Raw genomic sequence first — 19065 nt, 5'->3', positions numbered from 1 at the left:
TCCTAGGCAACACCGATGAAAATTGACGGCTTCAAAACAGAAATCATCACGGAACAACCAGACATCTCGTATGGCAACACTAACTATCATTGGCTGCTACCCTGCTCCTCGTGACACAGCGTGGGCATCAATGCCATAATATTATTGACAATCACCACTCTGACGGAGACAGCCAAGGGTGGAGCGAGCCGGAAGACCGATTCTCAGGCTGGAGGCGTTCCCCAGAGCAGGCGGAACCCCTGGCTGACGCAGGCACCTGGTTTAGCCAATGTCCAAGGTCACAATCCAACCCATCGCTAGCGAACGGTAAGGCGGACTCGGGGCTCAGTGTTGCCGGGCGCTATTTTTTACCACCCGGAATCGTTTTCAGGAAGAAAAATCACAAATTTTTACGATTTTAGCCAGCTAAAATTTACACACAACCCAAACTAGCTTATAATTTCTTTAACACGTTAAAGATTCGGCGTCTTTTCGCGAACGGTCTGCCAGCAACTGGTCTACGTGACCCGTGGCCAGCCAGACTTCCTATTGGAGGGTGACATTACAATGAAGCTGACAATTTTATCGACAAGTGATACCCACGGGTACGTCTTCCCCACGAACTACGTGAAAAAGGGAAGCCACCAGGGATTTGGCCTGGCCCGGGCGGCCACGGTCATCGCCCGCGAGCAAGCCGCTGCCAAGGAACAAGGCCCCGTGGTGACCATTGAAAACGGGGACTTCTTGGAAGGCTCGCCTTTGGCCTACTACGTTGCGCGCGTCCAGCCTGACCGCGACCCGCAACCGCTGATCAATATTTACAACCAAATTAATTATGACTGCGGCATTCTGGGCAATCATGAATTCAACTACGGCCAGGAATACCTGCAGGCCGCTATTCGAGATGCAAAACGCACGATTCTATGCGCCAACATTTTAGACGAAAATGGCGATCCGGAATACGGCCAGCCCTATAAAATTATTGAAAAAGACGGCATCAAGATCGGTGTCTTGGGCCTGACGACTCAGGCCGTGTACAAATGGGAAAAGGCCACCAACATCAGTGGCCTCCAATTTGAGTCGGCCTTTATTGCCGCGAAAAAATACGTCCCCCTCATCCGCAAACAGGCAGACGTAGTCATTGTGTGCTATCACGGCGGCTTTGAGCGCGATTTGACCACCGGTGAGCCTAACGACATTCACGTCGGCGAAAACGAAGCCTATCACATTTTAGAGGCCATTCCGGGCATCGACGCTTTGGTGACTGGCCACCAACACCGGCAACTGGCCACCGACGTCTTTGACATCCCCACGACCCAACCGGGCTTCCGGGGCCAAGCCGTGGGCAAAATCACGCTGGACCTCGACCGCGACGACCAGGGCCACGTGACCGTGACGCAACACCATTCCGAGCTGGTCTCCGCTCAAGAAGCCCCGCTCGATCACAAGGTCCTCGCCGCGGCCAGCGATCTAAACGACGCTGTGGGCCACTGGCTCGACCAACCGCTCGGCCACATCAAGGGCGACATGACTTTTGACGATCCCTTTGATGCCCGCATCCACGAGACGCCGTACATCGAGTTCATTCAAAAGGTCCAAATGGCCACGATGGGCGCCGACATTTCCGCCACGGCCCTGTTCAATAACGAGGCCCGCGGCTTTGAAAATCCGATTACCATGCGCAACATTATGACCAACTACGTCTATCCCAACGGACTGTCTTTGCTCAACATCACCGGGGCGGACTTACGCGCGGCGCTGGAAGTCAGTGCTCGCTACTTCAGTAACGAAGACGGCAAAATCATCGTGAACCCCGCCTTCATTCACCCCAAACACCGCCAGTACAATTACGACATGTACGAGGGCGTCGACTACACCTTAAACATCGCCAATCCCGTCGGCCAGCGCGTGGAAAACCTGACGTATCACGGCCAGCCCGTGACGCCGGACCAACCGCTGCGCATCGTATTGAACCAATACCGGGCCGTGGGTGGTGGCCACTACAGCATGTACAGCGCCGACAAGATCATCGCCGAAAGCCAAGGGGCCATGAGCGAAATTATCGCCGACTATCTTCAAGAACACCCGGTGATCGACGCCACGGCCAACGCCAACTTCACGATCATCAACGAACCGCGTCATTAAGGCACCAGCAAAAAAGGGTCTCCTGACTTCACCACCGTTGTGTGGCTGGGTAAGGAGACCCTTTTTTTTCGTGGAGCGTGGGCCAGCCGACTGTCTGTTGGTGCACGTTCCAACTCTGTAAGGGGACGCGCCAAATTCACTTAAAATTCCGGTTTAAGTCAAAAAATCCGCCACGACACAGCGTCGCAGCGGATTTCGCTTCAGGTCACTAGCTCGCACTAGCCGCCTTTTTCTTTTTCTTCTTTTTGGTCTTTTTCTTTTCATCGCCGACGTACTCGACCGCCGTCGACTGGCGAATCGTGGTGACCTTGATCTTTCCGGGATAGGTCAACGTGTTTTCAATCTGCTTAGCCACTTCCTGGGTCAGGCTGGCAGCGGCGTGGTCGTCCAATTCCTTGGGCTTCACGATGATCCGCAGCTCCCGACCGGCTTGGATGGCATAGCTTTCGGCCACACCTTCTTGATCATTGGCGATCTTTTCCAAGGCGCGCAGGCGGTTGATGTAATCTTCCACGGATTCACTCCGCGCACCAGGCCGGGCCCCGGAAATGGCATCGGCGGCCGCCACCAGGTCAGCCAACGGCGACGTCTTTTCCACGTCCCCGTGGTGGGCCGCAATGGCATTGATGACCACGGCGTCTTCGCCATATTTCTGGGCAAATTCCGTCCCGATTTCCACGTGGGTGCCTTCGACTTCGTGGTCAATGGCCTTGCCGATATCGTGCAACAGGCCGGCACGGCGGGCTAAGCGGGTATTGTATCCCAGCCGCGCCGCCATAGCCCCCGTCAACTGCGCCACTTCGATCGAGTGCAGCAGGACGTTTTGGCCGTAACTGGTCCGGTACTTGAGCCGACCGATCAGCTTCATCAAGTCGGGGTGCATCCAGCCGACGTGTAAGAGGCTGACGGTCTGTTCCCCCGTCTCCCACAGGCTGTGGTTGACGTCACGTTGGGCGTTTTCCACCTGGGTCTCAATCTGATTAGCGGAAATGCGGCGACTAGCGACCAAATTGGTCAACGCCAGCCGGGCAACCTCGCGACGGATCGGGTCGTGCGTGCTGATGAACAGCGTGGTGTTGTCGTCGGGCACGAAGATCAAATCGGTCCCGGTCAGCGTCTCCAACAAGCGAATGTGCTGACCATCGCGGCCGATGATCTTACTGCGAATCTCGCCGTTAGGCACGGTGACGGTGTGTTCCATGTGTTCCTTGGGCAAGTCTTGTGGGCCACTTTCCGTAGCGGATAATACCACGTCCTTGGCCCATTTCTCGGCGTTGGCCACGGCGTTGTCGTTGAGCGCCTTGATTTCGATATCTCGGTCGCGCTTCAACGCCAGTTCGGTGGCCTGTAAAACATGGTCCTTGGCGGCCGCCGTGTCCATACCGGCGCGGTCGGCCAACGTTTCGTCACGCGTCGTGCGCAAGGCGGCCGCGTCGTCTTTCAAACCGTGGATGGCTTGGCGCTGGTCGCGGTTGCTTTGACTCCGTTCGTCTAACATTGCCGTTTGGTCGTCTAACCGGACGCTCATTTGGCCCAGTAACTGTTCGCGTTGTTGCCGCCGCTGTTCTCTGACGGCAATATCATTTTTTTGTTCGGTCAATTCATCTTTAACTGACTGCTGATAGGCTAAAGTGTCCCGCTTGGCTTCAGCGTTTAATTTGGCCACACGCTGCTGCGTTTTCGTCTTGGCCTGGGCAATGATCCCCCGAGCCTGTTCTTGGACCGCCAGGAGCTCCTGACGATGCTTGTGACGGCGCACCAGATAACCGACCAGCAACCCAATCAGTAGTAGACCGATGATGAGTCCTATATTTAGCAAATTGGTCGTGCTCCTTAGTTTGTCAATCCCGACTGTCGCCGGGTGGATTGGTCACTTATCTCGTTAATTATACGCTATTTGCGGCCACAACCCAACCAATCATCTGTCCGGATTTTCCATCGCTGCTGGCATAAACAACCAGGCGAGTAGAATCAATTTCAATCCGGTTGCGATCCACAACACGCCCAGGGTGGTCAAGACCGCTAACCGCGCGCCCATGGCACAGCCGATGATAAACGTGACTAAGACCATGGCGATGCGGCGTTGCTTGTTGCGGGCCACCTTATCGCCGTTGACCCAGGCTTGATAGGTCGCAGTGGCCAAATTCTTGGTATTGCCCGTCATGATGCCGTTGTTGATGCCGATACCACCGACCTGGCGAAAGACCGTCAGCTCGTAGCCGGCCACGATGCCCAAACAAAAAATCAGCCAGATGGTCGAAATCGTCGTCTGCAGGCTTGCCAAAATGGCATACGCCAACACATCCGCCAGCATCAGCCAGCGCATTTGCCGGCGCTTATTGTTCTGACCCAGGCGTTCACTCATCCCCTGGGCCAAAAAACAGCCCAAGAAGTAGCCGATCCACACCGGCACGTTGACCCAGGCGGCCTGCCAGCCGTGCTCTACAAACTTTACCACGAACACCACGAGGTTCCCGGTCTGCGCACTCACGAAGACGGCGCCGTGATTCAAAAACGTATCGGCGTCGATCATCCCCATGACCAGCGTCGCCCCCAGTGTCAGGATGGTCTCGGTCACGGGCCGAAATTGCCGCGAAACAGTGGGCTCCATCCAAATCATCTCCTCTGTTTACTCGTTGCTTGTTGCTAGACGTTCGTTCTTTTGGGCTACGATAGAGTGACGCTGCCGCCTGCCGTTGCGCGAGTAGGCGCCGGTACGCGGTGGGCGGACGGGTCGAGCCAAGAAGCGGTCTCGACGCCTCGCTTTGAGCCGAAAGCCCGCGTCTCAAAGACGCCAGTTCCCTAAGCGGCCCAACCCACCGCTAAGGGAACTCCCACGGCTGAGCGCCTACTCGCTCCACTCTCGGCTACAATAGTCGGTGTCAGCGACAAAACGTTTAGCAAGCAAGCTGCCGCGACTGACCGGTGATGCTCCGGATGGCCAGCACTCAGCTACCATGTCATGCACACCACCGCGATAACCCGCAAACAACTGCTTGCCGAAGCACACACGACAGGCGCTACTTGGCCAATTAGTCCAAGCGTTGTGGACAACCACCAATGTAGCCGAGAGCGAAGCGAAATCCAGGTTCAGCCGGGGAATTTTGGGGCGACCTTTGCCACGAAATTGGTGACTTTGAGACGTGATTTTCGGCTCAAAGCAAGGATCGAGACCGGGCTTTGGCTCGGGCCGTCCTCCCCCAGCGTTCCAACCTGGATTTCGCGCAACGGCAGGCGACCAGCACACGCCACGTTACCCGCAAACCTACTGAATGTACTTCGCCAAAAATTCCTGGACCTTTTGCGTGTAGCGCTTAGGGGCATGCGACAAGGCCGCAGCGTGGGCGGCGCCGGGGACGACCAGTAACTGCTTAGGCCCCGCGTCGGCTTGGTAGACCTGGTACACCATCCGCGTTGGCACGAAGGTGTCCGCCCCACCGTGGATGAACAGCATCGGCTTGTGGTTGCGTTTGACCGCGGCGACGCTATTGGCATCCTTGAAGTAAAAGCCTGCACGCAACTTGGTGACCAGACTGGTCAGCGGCACTAGCGGCCAATGGGGCAAGTTGTACATTTGCTTGGCCTGATACGTGATTTCCGCGTCGGCGTTGGTATAGCCGCAGTCTTCGATGTAGGCCTTGAGTTGCCGCGGTGTCTTTAACCCGCTGGTCATCATGGTCGTAGCGCCACCCATCGACACGCCGAACAAGACGACCTGCGATTGTGGCCCCTGTTTGGCAATGACTTGCTTGACCCATTTCAAATAGTCGCGGCTCTCATAGTAGCCGTAACTGATGACCTTACCTTGACTCTGGCCCTGACCGCGAGTGTCTGGAATCAGCGTGTTGTAGCCCAAATCATGGAACATGCCAGCGTATCCGCCCATGGCTTCCTTGTTGGACCCGAAGCCGTGAACCAAGACCACCGTCTTCTTAGTCGCCTTAGCCGCCGGAATGTAGTCGGCTACTAATTTCAAATGCGTGCCCGCCGCGTTTTCCGTCCACCGGTACTTGTGCACGTTTTGATACCAGTTCTTTTGCGCGTACAAGGGATCCGACTTTTTCAATGGCTTGGCGGCCGCCACAAAGCTCTTCTTGCCGCTGGCCACCGTCATGTTGTAGAAATAAAAGCTGGCGCCAATCAAGCCGCCCAAAATTAAAATCACCAAAATTCCGCCGGCAATCAGCCACCGTTTTAGTCGTTTGCTCATGATACGATATCCTCCCAATGTCTCATTTCTCTCTTACTGGTAAGTATACGAAGTTCTTTCAGTCAGCGCAATCACTTTGAAATTTGCTATAATGGTCACAACTTTATTTCTTAGGAGGGGTCGCTGATGACCTACGCTTTAAATTGGGATCTCGATTCACTATTTCCGGGTGGGATCAATTCCGCTCAATTGAAAACGAAGCTTACCCAGACGCAAAGTGCCATCGCGTCACTGGGAGACCTGTTGGACCGTTGGGACGCCGCGAGTGACGCACCAGCGTATCAACAATTTGAAAAATTGATCACGCAACTGCAACAAATCGACGCCGCTTTGGGTCAAATGGGCATCTTCATCACCGCCGTGGGGTCAGCGGACGTCGCCAACCCCGACGTCGCCCCAATGGAAGCTGAACTACGCAACCTGGGCACCCAGGCCGAAAATGTCAGTGGCAAGCTGAAGAAGGTCTTGGTCCAAGTGCCCGACGCCAACTTTGCTGCCATGCTGGCCACCCCGGCGCTCCAGCCGATTGCCTTTAACCTGACGGAGATGCGCAATGATGGCAAGGAACTGTTGGACGACAAGACCGAAGCGCTGATCAGTCGACTCAACCTCGACGGCAAGGCCGCCTGGAGCAGTCACTACGATTCACTGGTCGCCACCGTCAACGTGCCCTTCCATGACGCGAACGGCAAGGCGGTGACGTTATCCGCCGGGCAAGCCGACAACAATTTATTAGGCAACGCTGACCCGCAGTACCGCGCGGACTTATTGCCGGCTTGGGAACAGGCTTGGACGGACAAGGAACAGCTCTTCGCCGATACGTTGAACCATTTGGCCGGCTTTCGGTTGACGGAATACGCCGCTCACGGGACCACCGACTTCTTACGTGACCCCCTGCGCGCCAACCGCATGAGTGCCGCCACCCTCAACACCATTTGGCAAGTTGTCGACGACAATAAACAATTTCTACTAGACTACCTCGATCGCAAGGCGGCCCTGTTGGGTAAGAAACACGCCGGCTGGCAAGACGTCGAAGCCCCACTGAATCTGCCGGGCAGTGCGATCCACCAGTTTACCTACGACGAGGCCGCGTCCTTTATCATCAAGCACTACGGCGAATTTTCACCGAAAATGGCGGCACTGGCCAAACACGCCTTTGAACACCGCTGGATCGAAGCTGAGGATCGCGCGGGCAAGGCGCCCGGTGGGTGGATGGAAAGCGCCCCGGAGACCAACGAATCCCGCATCTTCATGACCTTCACCGGCTCCCCCAACGATGTGGCCACTCTGGCGCACGAACTGGGGCACGCCTTTCACTCCAGCGTCATCAGCGACCTGCCCCAATTGCGGCAAGACTACGCCATGAACGTGGCGGAAACGGCCTCGACCTTTGGCGAACTGATCGTTGCGGATGCCAACGTCAAGGCGGCCAAGACCGACGCCGAGAAGATCACTTTGTTGAACGCCAAAATGGACAACCCCCTGGCTATGTTCTTGAACATTCGGGCCCGCTACCTCTTTGAAACGCGTTTCTACCAACTGCGGCAAAAGAAACTGGTCACGCCAGCCGAGTTGAACGAGTTGATGCTCAACGCCCAAAAGGAAGCCTTTGGCCACGACCTGTCGACCTACTCCCCACACCTGTGGGCCAGCAAGCTGCATTTCTACATCGACGAACCGGCCTTCTACAACTTCCCGTACGTCTTCGGCTACCTGTTCAGCCTCGGCATCTACGCCAAGGCCCAACAAGCCGGCGACTTTGAGGACAGCTACATCGCCTTGTTGCGCGACACCGCCAACATGACGACCGAAGAGCTGGCGCAAAAGCACCTGGGCGTCGATTTGACCCAACCGGACTTCTGGCTGGCTGGAGTCAAGCTGATCAAGCGCGACGTCGCCGACTTCATGCGCCTCACCGATCCGTTGGTGAAGTAACGTTCTTGGCAACACTTCCCACGGGGACCGCCTTCCGTTGCGCCAAATCCGGGCTGGAACGCGGCGGGCGGACGGGTCGAGCCAAAGAGCGGTCTCGACACCTCGCTTTGAGCCGAAAATCGCGTCTCAAAGACGCCAGTTCCCTAAGCAGCACAGACCGCCGCTAAGGGAACTCCCACGGCTGAGCCCAGATTTGGCTCCACTCTCGGCTCCAGTGAGTTCGTCAACCACGTTTGCTTCCCCCAAAACGCCATCTATCGCCGCAGGTAGGCGAAGATAACCTCAGATGTGACAGGCTGCTTAGGTGACACGCACTTTTGCAATCTCGGCAATACCTCAAGTGAGCTGGTAGACCGAACTTGGGTTGGGGATGTCCCTCTAGCCGGTGACATCTCGGTTTCCATGAGCGCCACAGTAAGGCGGCCAGCCCCATCCCCAGTAAACTTTCCCTTAAAAACCACAGAGAGTGGTATACTAGTAGTAATCAAGACTAGGAAAGAAACGGGTGAGTGAGATGTTTCCAGAACGACTTCGGGCCTTACGACGAGGCCAACATATTACTTTGGGTGAGTTGGCCGCAGCGTTGAACGCCCTACCAAACGAAACGCATACACGCAAGAATACCGCCTCACAACTCGGTAACTGGGAACGCGGCATTCGGACACCTTCCTTCATGGAAGTGCGCAAACTCGCTGAATACTTTGACGTCACGATGGACTACCTCACGGGGAAGGCCGAGCGTGACGAATACGATCTGGGCCGCCTCTTCTTGTCCGGCAAGCAACTGAGCTTTAACCGGGAACTGCTGAGTGGCCAAGACCGTTACGAAATTTACCAGTTGATCGATGGCTACCTGCATGGCCGTGAAAACCGGACCACCACGTCGTCACCGAACCAACAAGAGGAACTGGATCTACATTTAGACGACCATTAATCAGGGGTCGGCTGGTCAGCGAACCTGCTAATCAGCCGGCTTTTCTTGTGGGTCGCCCTATACTTACAAACGAAAGCCAAGCGCAAATTGTGACCCATTTGCGGCCGATTTAAGTTTTTCTTAGTATTTCTATCAGAAAGGACCCTTACTGTGAATCCGAAGAAACTGCAAAAACTCAAGAAAAAAGTCCGCCACGCGCCGTTGAGTCAACGCAAGACGACCTACATCGAACGCATGACGGCCTATTATCACCAATTTAATGATTACCCATCGATTAAAATTTTAATTAGCAACGTACTGTTGGCCGACCGGATGCTGGCGGCAGGCGACTTGCCTCAGCAATTGCCACTCCTGCAGCTGCCCGACGACAGCCAAGACCAGGTCTACCGCAAGCTCAACGAAAGCTATCCCGCTGGAGACGCGACCGGCGACCGGCTTTGGAACGAACTGACCGATGCCTTGCCGAAGCTGGACCACGACCTGCGCTCCTTCCGTGATTACTTGGAAAGCCACTACGGCATGTGGGCCTACACGCCGGCGCCATTCATTAGTGACCTGGCCAAGTTCGTCGACGGTCGCCCCGTCTTAGAAGTCATGGCGGGCAACGGCTACATTTCCAAAGGCCTGCGCGACAAGCACCAAACGGTCTTTGCCACGGATAGTCAGGCCTGGACCCATGAAAACGAGACCGGCCGCCATCCCCTGACCACCATCGAACCTTTGTCTGCGCTAGACGCCTGGGCCAAGTACCAAGACCAGGTGAGTGTCGTGGTCATGTCCTGGTCACCGGACGGCCTGCCGCTGGATTGGGAACTGCTACAAGCGATTCGCCAATCTGGTAAGGACGTGGACTTTGTCGTTTTGGGCGAACCCCACGGCGCCACCGGTTCAGCAGACTTTTGGGACCACGCCGACTTGCTAGAAAATAAAGCCACGCGTGACCTGAACCGTCACTATACGCAAATTGATTTGATTCTTGACCACGTTTATTTGGTCAAGTAACCCCTTAACTGTAATATTACATTCACCCACCATCTATTTACCCCTGTTGGCAGTTTTGCTATGATATGACAAGTAACTGGCAGACAGGGAGGAACGACGAATGGTCGCACTGGGGAATATTTTGTTTTACGGCTTGGGCACGCTGCTACTGCTCGCGTTAGGTTACGCGGCGGTCGCAAGCTACCAAGCCCATCGTAATGACGAAGAACATTAAAAAATGAGGTTAGGTCCCGCCGATTGGCAATGGACCTGACCTCATTTTTCGTTGCGTGCTTGATTTGCGTTAGGCTTGGCTTGCATCTGGTTCAGTGGCCGTTTAGTCGACGCAATGATTGATCTACTGGTATTCCGCCCAGGTCAAAACCAGGGTCAAGAGGAGCATCAGCCCGATGGCCACGGCATGCCAGCGCTTGTTGCCCACAAAGATGGCAATGTATTCGCGCAAGATGGCGTTGGGCAGGAAAAACTTGGCCGTGTGCGCGCCGATACCGTTGGCCCGCAGCCCGGCCTTACGAGCAATCATCCCCGCCCGAAACGTGTGGTAACCGTTAGTCACAAACGTCACCCGCGGCTTGGCGGGACCGCGCTGGTCAATGATGCGCTGAGAAAAGACCATATTTTCGTAGGTCGTTTTGGACTGGTCCTCAGCAATCGCGTGGTCGGCCGGTAACCCCTTGGCCAAGGCATAGCGGCGCATGGCCACCCCTTCGGCCACGGTCTCGTCGCCCCCTTGGCCACCGGAGAAAATCATCATTGGCGGCCGCCCGGTCTTGGCCAGTTGCTTGCGATAAAATTTCAACCCGCGGTCAATGCGTTGCCCCAACAGCGGCGAGACCTCGTCACCATTTAGCAGGCCCGCCCCCAGCACGATTAAATAATCCTGCTTATAACGGGGATGATTAAATTGATAAATAAACAACATGGTCAGGTAGTTGTAAAACCAAAACAACACGTAGAAGATCACCATGGCCGGAAATAAATTTAACACGGTCGCGACCGGCGCCGGCAAGTACAACGTGGTCAGCCGCGTGACGAAGGGCGCCAGTAGAATGGCGAGACCCAATATCAGCGTCAACATGTTGGCCAGCGTGTGACTCTCCCGTTTCCAGACGATCCACGCATTCCATAGCAGCAAAAACGCCTGTAGGGCAAAGGCCACCCCAATCAGCAGCAGTAACAGCACGAACAGCGCGATGCTGATGACGATCAGCCACTGGTTGTTGGTACCCAGGATGCTCACCGCCAACATGGTCAAAAAAGAATAGAAAAATAGCGAAAACCAAATGCCGTTGCCCAGGCGGCGTTTCTCGATGCCATAGCTGATAGCAAAGATCAGACCAAAGCCAATCGGCACCAGCCAGCCCAGGTACACGACCCCGGGAATATCAAATAATTCATTTTGCATCGATTCCAAGCTCCTCTAAAACAATTTGTCGCTGTCAGCCGGAGTGTATACTGCCATGGCCACCAGTTCAACCAGCGTAAAGACTAGCGAAATCGGCGGCCACACAAAGATCAGGCCAAAAACGATGAGCCAAACCAGCCAAAACCAGACATTGGCGTGTAACCGGTAAACTGACATGTTACGAATCTTCTGGGCAATCTGCGGGTCGTGCGCCTGATTGGTCCGCATGACTGTATAGGACAACGCCGCATACGCCCACGCCCAAAACGTGAATATTACAAAGTAAAAAATTTCAGGCTGGACCTTAAAGATAAATTTACCCGCCCAGGCCGTGGAAACCGGTAACATGGCCATCACCAGAATCCAGATATTATTCACCCAATAGATTTTCTTAGTCACGCGCTTAGTCAGTGCAAACATGTAATGATGGTTGTACCAAGCCACACCAATAAACAGAAAGCTAATCAGATAGGCCACTAAGTAGCTCCAATTTTGAGCTAGCGCTGCAAACGTTGGTTCTTCCGGTGTCTTAAACTCCAACACCATGATCGTTAAGACAATGGCCACCACCGCATCGGTGAAGGCCTCCACGCGTCCTTTGTTCATTTCCAGGTCCCCTCAAATTCTCAGATAATTTTAGAATAGCACAGTTTCCCGTTCAAGCGGTGGGGAACCGCTGCCATTTTGGTCAAAAAAAAACGCCCAACCCGTCAAAAGACTGATTGGACGCTTTTATACAGCATTCGATTGCTCGAATGGACCTATCTCGGAATCCACATTCCCTCAAGATCAGACACGTCACAAATCCGGTGACATCTGTGCCCTGCTGACAAATTCACCTAGCCGCTTGCGCGGACGCTCCTTGCAAGCAAGGGACGCGTGATTTCTCGACTCATCGCATAGGGACAATACTACCACACGCTAGTGGTGAGTTCAAGCCTATTTCGTTTTCTTGGTCGTGGTCCGCTTCGTCGTGCGCTTGGCTGCGGGCTTCTTGGCCGGGGCCTTTTTCGCCGTCTTGCGCGTGGTGGTCTTAGCCGCCGGTTTCTTGGCAGCGGGGGCCTCGTCGGGTTGTTTAACGTCCGTGGCCGCCTTGTTGGCAGCGGCCGTTTGGAGCTTTTCAATTTGGAGTTTCAACCAGTCGTGCAGGCTTTGGTCCGCCACGGCCGCTTGGGCCACGTAGGTATCTGCCGGGGCCAACGCATCGATACGCAGGCCGGAAACGTTGATATCTGGCGTTTCGATGACGGCGTAGACGTTGATGTCGGCCTCCTGGTCGGTCTCCATGATCTTGCCGATGGTCTTGCTATCCTGTAGCGGCAGGTTGAGCACACTCATTTCCAAGCGCACCGACACCGCCGTATCTTTCAGCTTCAGTTCGGCTTGGGCGAGTTGGTCCTTGCCGATTTGTTCGCGGATAAAGGCGGCCAGTGGGGCCATGGCCTTGTCCGGGTCTTGTTCGAAGTCTTTGGCAGTGGTGTCCACCGTGAAATGTTGAATCTCATCGGCTTCGGCCGCATCAATAAAAGTTTGAATCTCACGTTTCATGCTTTACACCTCATTTTTTCGCAGCGAATCGCTTGCGGTCGGCGATCTTTTGCTGCCGTTGCCGTAACCGTAATGCCAGGACCAGCCAGTAGGCATTGCCGACGATCAGCGCCAGGCTGTAGGCCGACATTAATAATTTGATCATGACGCTGGCGCCGCTGTCCATCCACATGTTGAAGAGAACGCTGATGGGTGACAACGTGTACAGCGCAATGACCAACCCCATCAGGTAAAAGGACGGGTGCCAATCCAACGCCGCCAACACGATGGGAATCACGTACAGGACTACGGCGATCAGCGTGGTCCGCCAAAATTCACTCATCGTCATTTGCACGTTGGTCGAGTCAACGAAGGGCCGAGACATCAGGAAATTTAATACCACAAAGCCCACCATGGAAATGATGGCCCAGGCAATCACGTTACGATCTTTCATTTTAAAATAAACTCCTCAAATAAATTCATAAAATAAAAGACGCAGTCAAACCGACCACGTCTTAGTCAATTCCATTCTATTCTAACTTATTCCTGCTAGAAAATCAGCTAATCACCGAAAACTAACGGGAATCTAATCGACTAACAAGTCCAAAACGTCTTGCTTGTCGATGCCGTTGAAGTACAGCTGGGTGTTGACGCTGTCCAAGACCTTGCCGACATTTTCTCGGTCATACCGGACACCTGCCAGCTTGTCAGCCAGTTCAGTGGCGTCGGCTGGGCCGAAGAAGTCACCGTAGAACTTGATGTTCTTGATCTTACCGTTTTCAACTAACAAACGCGCATCGATGGTCCCGGCCGTAAAGTGTTGGCGCTTCTTGACCGTGAATTCTGGTGAATTGCCGTAGACCCAATCCCAGTTGCTGTAGTAGTCGTTGTAGATCTTGTCGATGGCAGCCTTTTCGTTGTCTTCGATGACGACTTCCTTGTCCTTGATGGCGTCCAAATTGTCCACGTGGAACAATTCCTTCAACAGGGTATCCCGGAATTCTGGCACCGTTAAGTTTTGGTATTCCGGTGCGAGGTATGGCTTCAAGTTCGTGACCCGTGAACGGACCGACTTGATACCCTTAGACTTCATCTTGTCTTCAGGCACGTTCAAGGCGTGGGCAATCACGTCTTGATCCACGTCCAACATCAAGGTCCCGTGAGAGAAGGTCTTCCCGCTGTGGGAGTACATCGCGTTACCAGAGAACTTCTTGCCGTCAACTAAGATATCGTTCCGGCCAGAAACTTCGGCGGTTGTGGCGCCCATTTGGTGTAAGGCATCGACGACGGGTTGGACGAAGGACTTGAAGTCCCCGAACTCTTCGCTATCGCTATCAACCACGAAGCTGAAGCAAAGGTTCCCGAGGTCTTGATAAACAGCACCGCCACCCGATAACCGACGGGTGACCGTAATGTTGTTTTCCTCAACGTACTTTTGGTTGATCTCTTCCAACGTGTTTTGGTTACGACCAACGATGATGCAAGGCCCTTCATAGTAGAACAAAACTAATGGTTCATCGAATTCCTTGTTGTTCATTAAGTATTGTTCCGTTGCTAAATTGTGGCGAATATCGTGTGATTTCATGGCATACCAATACATAACCCAAAAACCCCTTTCAAATTAACCAACCCGGGGCCGTCCCATACGGTAACTTTCCCGGTTACTTTAAATCATAGCACGACTTGTAATCGATTACAATTTAGCTTTCAAACTGATTTTTACCCGTGAAAAAGGCGGCCCAGTAGCACCTGAACGCGCGCAACGCACCCACTCACTGAGAGGAATTTTTCAAGGTTGGCTATAAGAATCTGGGAAAGCATCTCTGACCCTTATGTGTCAACGTTAAAATGGCCGAAACGTGCGCCGACGGGCAACTAGTTCCGCTTAGCACCGTTAATGCTCACCAGTTACCCGCCTGTTGGCACCCGCTCACAAAAAAATCGTCCAGGTTCACCCCGGGCGATTGCCAACAACATTAATGGTGGCCGTGACCACCATCCCTTGTCTACATCTCTATTATACCTGCTGGACCACTAAAAGCGCAGTAAACTGCTCACGCCACTCACCCTTCTTCGTGGTTAATTAAGCGGCGGAAAAATCCGTGCTGATGCAGGTCTTTTTTGAGGTCAGTCATCGTGAATTGATGATAAAATCTGCGATAATCTTCGTCAGCCAGTGTGAACAGATCCGTCAACGTTTGCGAAATATTGGCGGAGATATCCGTATTATCCGTGGCCTTGGTTCCCTTGGAATCGCCCGTGATAAAGCGCGCATAGCTGATTGTCGGCGGAATCGTGAGGTCGTACAGTTCCCCCACGTTAATATCCGTTAAGTCACGTACCAATTGATAGCCCCCGTTTTTACCCACGGAGCCTTCAATATATCCTTGCTTGTGCAAGACAGAGAGAATGTTGCGGATCATGACCGCATTCAATTGTAAGGATGTTGCCAACTCCCGGCTCGCAATCTTGCGCGGACGGTTCTCGTCCAGGTAGAGCAAGCTGTGGACCGCAACAGAAAAGTCTAGTCTCATCGTTCAGCCATCGCTTTCAAAAATTCTGTAGTTATTACTGGTATCATACCACACCTGGTGGCTGTCGACGACAATGGGCCCTGGCCACTAAGGATTTTCTCATTCGGAATATACATGCATATTGTTTCAAGCAAATGTATAGCTCGACCCGTTAAATAACTAGTTTGATAACCAGATTGTCCAACTATTTAGTTTCAAGTTAAATTTTTTATCATTTTCGTAATTGTCTGAGATGATTGGTATAACAAAGTTTGTGAGTATTCTATGAAGATTTGATGGGCAAAAATTTCAAATTTGGGGTTGTAAATGAGAATTTGATTAACTATAATCAAACACAATTATTGTTAAGCGCCGAACTGAATACGCAAAGATGTTTATTCACCGGGCTTTATACAAAAAATGAGAGATATATTAGAAATGACATTGGGGAGGGATTTCCGTGGAGACCGCATCAAACTTTTTAAACATTAAAGACGTCAGTACGGCTTTCAAAATCAATGGCCAATTCTACGACGCCATTTCCCACATCGACCTCCAAGTCCAGCACGACGAAATTCTCGCCATCGTTGGTGAATCAGGTTGTGGCAAGAGTACCTTAGCAACAACGATCATGGGGTTGCATGATCCCAGTGAAACCAAGATTTCCGGCGAAATTGATTTTGAAGGCACCAACCTCTTACAACTGGATGATGCCGACTACAACCAATTCCGCGGCGCCAAGATCGGCATGATCTTCCAAGATCCCCTATCTGCTTTGAATCCACTCAAGCGCATTGAGGACCAAATCAGTGAGGTCATGGACTACCACACCAAGCTGACCAAGGAAGAAAAACACGACCGCGTCTTACAGCTCTTAGATGAAGTCGGGATTGTTAATCCCAAGCGGACCGCGCGCCAATTTCCACATGAGCTTTCCGGTGGGATGCGGCAACGGGTCATCATTGCCATCGCCATCGCCTGCAAGCCGGACCTCATTATTGCCGACGAACCCACGACGGCGCTGGATGTGACGATTCAAGCCCAGATCCTGGATGTCTTACGGGCGATTCAAAAGGAAAATCACGCCGGCATCATCTTGATCACCCACGACTTGGGGGTCGTTGCCGAAACGGCCGACCGGGTTGCCGTCATGTATGCGGGGCAAATCGTCGAACAGGGAACGGCGGAACAGATTTTCAACACGCCCGAACATCCCTACACCCGTTCCCTACTACGGTCCATGCCGCAACGGGACAATGAGAACGACGACCTCTACGTCATCGATGGCAACGTGCCTTCCTTACAGAAGATGCCAAGTACCGGCGACCGGTTCGCCCCCCGAATTCCGTGGGTGCCTGCTGAAGCACACGAAGCCAATCCAACCATGCATGAAGTGGCCCCGGGACACGAGGTCCGGTGCACCTGCTACAAACACTTCAAATTTCCAGATGAGAAGGGGAGCGTGACCGCATGAGCTTAGTTGAAATCAAAGATCTAAAGGTCCACTACCCCATCCGGACGGGTTTCTGGAACCGTATCACCGATTCTGTTCGGGCCGTGGATGGCATTACCTTCAATATTGAGGCCGGTGAAACCTACGGCCTGGTTGGCGAATCTGGTTCTGGCAAGTCCACCACTGGTAAATCCGTGGTTGGCTTGGAAAAGGTTACCAGCGGATCGATCCTCTACAAGGGCGTCGACATCACCAAGAAGGCGAACCGCACCAAGCTCGACTACAACCAGGACGTCCAAATGATTTTCCAAGACTCCCTATCTAGTCTGAATCCCCGGAAGCGAATCGAAGACATCATCGCCGAACCACTGCGGAACTTCGAACACCTCAGTAAAGATGAAGAAAAGCTGCGGGTCTTACAGCTGCTAGATATCGTTGGACTGGATGCCGACGCACTTTACAAGTATCCCCACCAATTCTCCGGTGGACAACGGCAACGGATTGGGGTCGCCCGCGCGGTAGCCACCAATCCCAAGCTGATTATCGCCGACGAACCGGTTTCCGCGTTGGACCTGTCCGTTCAAGCCCAAGTGTTGAACTTCATGAAAAAGATTCAACGAGAATTTGGCATTTCGTACCTATTCATCTCCCATGACTTAGGGGTCGTGCGGCACATGTGTAACAACATTGCCATCATGAACCGAGGCCGCTTGGTTGAAATTGGCACGCGAGATGACATTTACAACAATCCGCTACACATCTACACGAAACGCCTGCTCGCCGCGATCCCCGAAACCAACGTTAATCAACGGATGGCACACCGGGCCTCTCGGCTAGCCGTCGAAAAGATTTACCAAGAACAACAGAGTAAATACTACGATGAAAACGGCGAGGCGTTCCCGTTGGTTCAGGTCAGCCCCACCCACTCGGTGGCCCTCCCTGAAACGATTGCTAAACAACTTGCCAGCCAGGAAGGGGAGGTGCAGGCCTAATGTGGAAAACGATTCTCCGTCGTATCTTAATCATGGTTCCCGAAGTCATCATTCTCAGTATTCTGGTCTTCCTCTTGGCCAAAGCGATGCCCGGTGATCCCTTTACCGGCTCCATCAACCCCAAGGCTGACCCGCAACAGATTCACCATTTGATGAAAATCAACGGGTTGTATGACCCATGGTACCAGCAATACTGGAACTGGGTCGTTCACTTGTTCCACGGTAACTTAGGGAACAGTTACCAGTACCAAGAACCTGTCACCCGGCTGATCGGTGGTCGGGCCGCCAACACCTTATGGCTGGCCCTCTTCACCATGATTCTGACCTACGCCTTCGCCTTACCAATGGGCGTCTACGCCGGTCGCCACGAAGGTAAATTACCCGATACCATCATCCGGGTCTACACCTACGTAACTTACTGCATCCCCTTCTTCGTCATCTTGGTCTTAGGGATCTGGATCTTTGGCTACGTCTTCGGGTGGTTCCCCACGACTGGGTCAATATCCTCGTCGGCAAGCGGTTGGCTAAGTACCATCGGTAGTCGCTTCTACCACATCCTCTTGCCGGGTATTTTAGGAGCCCTGTTCGGGACCGTCAACATCGTACAGTACCTGCGTTCCGAAGTCATCGACGCCAAGGGATCTGATTACGTCCGGACAGCCCGTTCCAAAGGGGTGCCTAGCAAGGACATCTACCGTCACCACATCTTCAGAAATTCCCTGTTGCCAATCGCTGCGTTCGCAGGCTACTCCATTACCGGGTTACTGAACGGATCGATCTTTACCGAAACCGTCTTCTCCTACCCCGGGATGGGCCTACTCTTCGTGAACTCGATTAGCTACCGGGACTACACGGTCATTACCGCATTGGTCCTGATCTACGGGATCTTGAACTTATTGGGGACCTTACTATCTGACATTATCTTAAGTATCGTTGATCCACGAATTCGAATCGAATAAGGAGGCTAAAC

The 19065-nt window shown here is 53.4% G+C and carries 16 protein-coding genes; 7 read left to right on the top strand and 9 right to left on the bottom strand.

Annotation, left to right across the window (positions count from 1 at the left end; translation table 11 throughout):
* Positions 1-546 precede the first annotated feature (546 nt).
* Complete coding sequence (locus tag LKH74_RS03280; RefSeq protein WP_287788139.1) at positions 547-2124, top strand: bifunctional metallophosphatase/5'-nucleotidase; 1578 nt, start codon at positions 547-549, stop codon at positions 2122-2124.
* 208 nt (positions 2125-2332) lie between these two features.
* Here the strand turns inward: LKH74_RS03280 and rny are convergent, their stop codons facing one another.
* From rny to LKH74_RS03265, 3 genes are all read right to left on the bottom strand, one after another.
* Positions 2333-3943, bottom strand: coding sequence for a ribonuclease Y (gene rny, locus LKH74_RS03275; protein ID WP_135367156.1), 1611 nt, complete (start codon positions 3941-3943; stop codon positions 2333-2335).
* A 99-nt stretch (positions 3944-4042) separates the two neighbouring features.
* The gene (locus LKH74_RS03270; RefSeq protein ID WP_287788134.1) at positions 4043-4735 is read right to left on the bottom strand and encodes a YoaK family protein; all 693 of its coding nucleotides are present in this window, start codon (positions 4733-4735) and stop codon (positions 4043-4045) included.
* Between the two features lie 654 nt (positions 4736-5389).
* The gene (locus LKH74_RS03265) at positions 5390-6334 is read right to left on the bottom strand and encodes an alpha/beta hydrolase (RefSeq protein ID WP_287788132.1); all 945 of its coding nucleotides are present in this window, start codon (positions 6332-6334) and stop codon (positions 5390-5392) included.
* A 126-nt stretch (positions 6335-6460) separates the two neighbouring features.
* On the opposite strand from LKH74_RS03265, the gene LKH74_RS03260 reads away from it, so the two are divergent.
* From LKH74_RS03260 to LKH74_RS03250, 3 genes are all read left to right on the top strand, one after another.
* Positions 6461-8269, top strand: coding sequence for a M3 family oligoendopeptidase (locus LKH74_RS03260; RefSeq protein WP_287788130.1), 1809 nt, complete (start codon positions 6461-6463; stop codon positions 8267-8269).
* 514 nt (positions 8270-8783) lie between these two features.
* Positions 8784-9203: a helix-turn-helix domain-containing protein gene (locus LKH74_RS03255; protein WP_135367222.1), complete on the top strand. Its 420-nt coding sequence runs from the start codon at positions 8784-8786 to the stop codon at positions 9201-9203.
* Between the two features lie 150 nt (positions 9204-9353).
* Entirely contained in the window at positions 9354-10205 is an 852-nt protein-coding gene (locus tag LKH74_RS03250) for an SAM-dependent methyltransferase (protein ID WP_287788128.1), read from the top strand.
* A 337-nt stretch (positions 10206-10542) separates the two neighbouring features.
* On the opposite strand, the gene LKH74_RS03245 is transcribed toward LKH74_RS03250, so the two are convergent.
* The 6 genes from LKH74_RS03245 to LKH74_RS03220 form a co-directional block, all read right to left on the bottom strand.
* On the bottom strand, positions 10543-11610 hold the full coding sequence (locus tag LKH74_RS03245) for a YdcF family protein (RefSeq protein WP_287788126.1): 1068 nt from the start codon (positions 11608-11610) through the stop codon (positions 10543-10545).
* Between the two features lie 15 nt (positions 11611-11625).
* Positions 11626-12216, bottom strand: coding sequence for a TMEM175 family protein (locus LKH74_RS03240; protein WP_135367162.1), 591 nt, complete (start codon positions 12214-12216; stop codon positions 11626-11628).
* Between the two features lie 333 nt (positions 12217-12549).
* Positions 12550-13158 carry a hypothetical protein gene (locus tag LKH74_RS03235; RefSeq protein ID WP_287788123.1) on the bottom strand — a complete coding sequence of 203 codons (609 nt, stop codon included), beginning with the start codon at positions 13156-13158 and terminating at the stop codon, positions 12550-12552.
* 10 nt (positions 13159-13168) lie between these two features.
* Complete coding sequence (locus LKH74_RS03230) at positions 13169-13591, bottom strand: hypothetical protein (RefSeq protein WP_135367163.1); 423 nt, start codon at positions 13589-13591, stop codon at positions 13169-13171.
* Between the two features lie 132 nt (positions 13592-13723).
* Complete coding sequence (locus LKH74_RS03225; protein ID WP_287788120.1) at positions 13724-14737, bottom strand: lipoate--protein ligase; 1014 nt, start codon at positions 14735-14737, stop codon at positions 13724-13726.
* Between the two features lie 463 nt (positions 14738-15200).
* Positions 15201-15671, bottom strand: a complete 471-nt coding sequence (locus tag LKH74_RS03220) for an Rrf2 family transcriptional regulator (RefSeq protein ID WP_135367165.1) — start codon at positions 15669-15671, stop codon at positions 15201-15203.
* 439 nt (positions 15672-16110) lie between these two features.
* On the opposite strand from LKH74_RS03220, the gene LKH74_RS03215 reads away from it, so the two are divergent.
* Genes LKH74_RS03215 through LKH74_RS03205 form a run of 3 tightly spaced genes read left to right on the top strand, consistent with a single transcriptional unit; the run spans position 16111 to position 19054 of the window.
* Positions 16111-17124, top strand: a complete 1014-nt coding sequence (locus LKH74_RS03215; RefSeq protein ID WP_179951122.1) for an ABC transporter ATP-binding protein — start codon at positions 16111-16113, stop codon at positions 17122-17124.
* On the top strand, positions 17121-18095 hold the full coding sequence (locus LKH74_RS03210) for an ATP-binding cassette domain-containing protein (protein WP_135367167.1): 975 nt from the start codon (positions 17121-17123) through the stop codon (positions 18093-18095). The genes LKH74_RS03215 and LKH74_RS03210 overlap by 4 nt, the downstream gene beginning before the upstream one ends.
* The gene (locus LKH74_RS03205; protein WP_287788117.1) at positions 18095-19054 is read left to right on the top strand and encodes an ABC transporter permease; all 960 of its coding nucleotides are present in this window, start codon (positions 18095-18097) and stop codon (positions 19052-19054) included. The genes LKH74_RS03210 and LKH74_RS03205 overlap by 1 nt, the downstream gene beginning before the upstream one ends.
* The last annotated feature ends 11 nt before the right edge of the window (positions 19055-19065 follow it).

This window comes from Levilactobacillus sp., from assembly GCF_022646225.1.
GTDB lineage: Bacteria > Bacillota > Bacilli > Lactobacillales > Lactobacillaceae > Levilactobacillus > Levilactobacillus suantsaiihabitans.
Note: the sequence above shows the minus strand (reverse complement) of the source record. Positions and strands in the feature narration are given on the sequence as shown.

Excerpts from the sequence above, each read along its gene's own strand:
- LKH74_RS03280 (WP_287788139.1), top strand. The coding sequence starts at position 547 with ATGAAGCTGACAATTTTATCGACAAGTGATACCCACGGGTACGTCTTC.
- LKH74_RS03270 (WP_287788134.1), bottom strand. The coding sequence starts at position 4,735 with ATGGAGCCCACTGTTTCGCGGCAATTTCGGCCCGTGACCGAGACCATC.
- LKH74_RS03265 (WP_287788132.1), bottom strand. The coding sequence starts at position 6,334 with ATGAGCAAACGACTAAAACGGTGGCTGATTGCCGGCGGAATTTTGGTG.
- LKH74_RS03260 (WP_287788130.1), top strand. The coding sequence starts at position 6,461 with ATGACCTACGCTTTAAATTGGGATCTCGATTCACTATTTCCGGGTGGG.
- LKH74_RS03255 (WP_135367222.1), top strand. The coding sequence starts at position 8,784 with ATGTTTCCAGAACGACTTCGGGCCTTACGACGAGGCCAACATATTACT.
- LKH74_RS03245 (WP_287788126.1), bottom strand. The coding sequence starts at position 11,610 with ATGCAAAATGAATTATTTGATATTCCCGGGGTCGTGTACCTGGGCTGG.
- LKH74_RS03240 (WP_135367162.1), bottom strand. The coding sequence starts at position 12,216 with ATGAACAAAGGACGCGTGGAGGCCTTCACCGATGCGGTGGTGGCCATT.
- LKH74_RS03235 (WP_287788123.1), bottom strand. The coding sequence starts at position 13,158 with ATGAAACGTGAGATTCAAACTTTTATTGATGCGGCCGAAGCCGATGAG.
- LKH74_RS03230 (WP_135367163.1), bottom strand. The coding sequence starts at position 13,591 with ATGAAAGATCGTAACGTGATTGCCTGGGCCATCATTTCCATGGTGGGC.
- LKH74_RS03225 (WP_287788120.1), bottom strand. The coding sequence starts at position 14,737 with ATGTATTGGTATGCCATGAAATCACACGATATTCGCCACAATTTAGCA.
- LKH74_RS03220 (WP_135367165.1), bottom strand. The coding sequence starts at position 15,671 with ATGAGACTAGACTTTTCTGTTGCGGTCCACAGCTTGCTCTACCTGGAC.
- LKH74_RS03210 (WP_135367167.1), top strand. The coding sequence starts at position 17,121 with ATGAGCTTAGTTGAAATCAAAGATCTAAAGGTCCACTACCCCATCCGG.
- LKH74_RS03205 (WP_287788117.1), top strand. The coding sequence starts at position 18,095 with ATGTGGAAAACGATTCTCCGTCGTATCTTAATCATGGTTCCCGAAGTC.